Here is a 1,052-nt window from a genome sequence, read left to right as displayed (position 1 = left end):
GACGATGTGTGAGCGCCTGTCATTACTGAACCGGCAACTGCGCTCCCGACGGGCCCGGCTGATGTCCATGCGGCGTGAAAGTAATGCCCGTCTGGCCGATTTTGCGGTGGCGGACGTGTCACTGTTCTGGTTGCTCAATGCCCTGAACTCTCATACCCGTGTGCTGACCCGCTATGAACAGAAGCCACAGCGTCAGGCCGAGATAGTCTGGGCTGAACTGACCCGCCTGGCCGGGAGTATGCTGACGTTCTCGCTGGAGCACGATCCGGATGTGATCCCGGAGTATCACCACGACGATCCGGCGCGAACGTTTCCGCCGTTATTTGACCTGATTGCGGAACTGCTGGAAACCAGCCTGCCGTCACGGGTGGTGGCGCTGGAGATGTCACGGCCTGATGACCATACGTGGAAGGCAACGCTGCATGATATTCGTCTGCGTGAAGAGGCGGATTTCTGGCTGTCTGTTCGCTCGGATATTCCGCTCTGGCAACTGGCCGAACAGTTTCCCGATCTGTGCAAGGCCGGTAGCCCTGATGATGTGAATACAATTTCCAGCGTGGCCCTCGACGGGATCCCGTTAGTCCCGGTTTCCCGGGTGCCTGCGGCCCTGCCTGTCCGTATGGAAAATCAGTATTTTGCCCTCGATATGGATAACCCGATGGCCCGTGACATGCTGGATCAGGGTGTTTGTCTGTTCTACGTCCCCGCGGTGCTGGGCAATGTGGAACTTGAACTGTTTGCGGTGCTGCGTTCATGAGTGGGGTGGATATTGACGAGGTGATGACCAGAACCTGGCTGATTGTCACGATGCTGCGTCATGGTGCGGCGGTACCGGAAGGCAAAATCCTGTACCAGCGCTGCTGCGGGGAGATTGAGCGGGTTCGCGAGGTGCTGGAAAAAGCGGGTTACGACAGGACCAGCATTGAGCATATTTCGTTCGCACAGTGTGCGTTGCTGGATGAAGCGGTGCTGAGGCATCACGCGACCGTACAGGGCAGTGATGATATGTCCGGTGACGCGTCACGCATGGACGCCGTACCGAAAGAATGGAA

Annotated in this window: 2 protein-coding genes; both read left to right on the top strand. The window is 57.9% G+C overall.

What is annotated here, in order from left to right; all coding sequences use genetic code 11:
* The coding region (gene tssK, locus AAIR21_RS27705; protein WP_434682817.1) for a type VI secretion system baseplate subunit TssK at window positions 1-757 on the top strand (757 nt) is incomplete at its 5' end.
* The coding region (locus AAIR21_RS27700) for a DotU family type IV/VI secretion system protein (RefSeq protein WP_434682816.1) at window positions 754-1,052 on the top strand (299 nt) is incomplete at its 3' end. The genes tssK and AAIR21_RS27700, both read left to right, overlap by 4 nt.

This window comes from Enterobacter sp. PTB (assembly GCF_051130085.1).
Lineage (GTDB): Bacteria > Pseudomonadota > Gammaproteobacteria > Enterobacterales > Enterobacteriaceae > Enterobacter > Enterobacter ludwigii.
The sequence above is the reverse complement of the archived record's forward strand: the minus strand, read 5'-3'. Positions and strand labels throughout refer to the sequence as shown.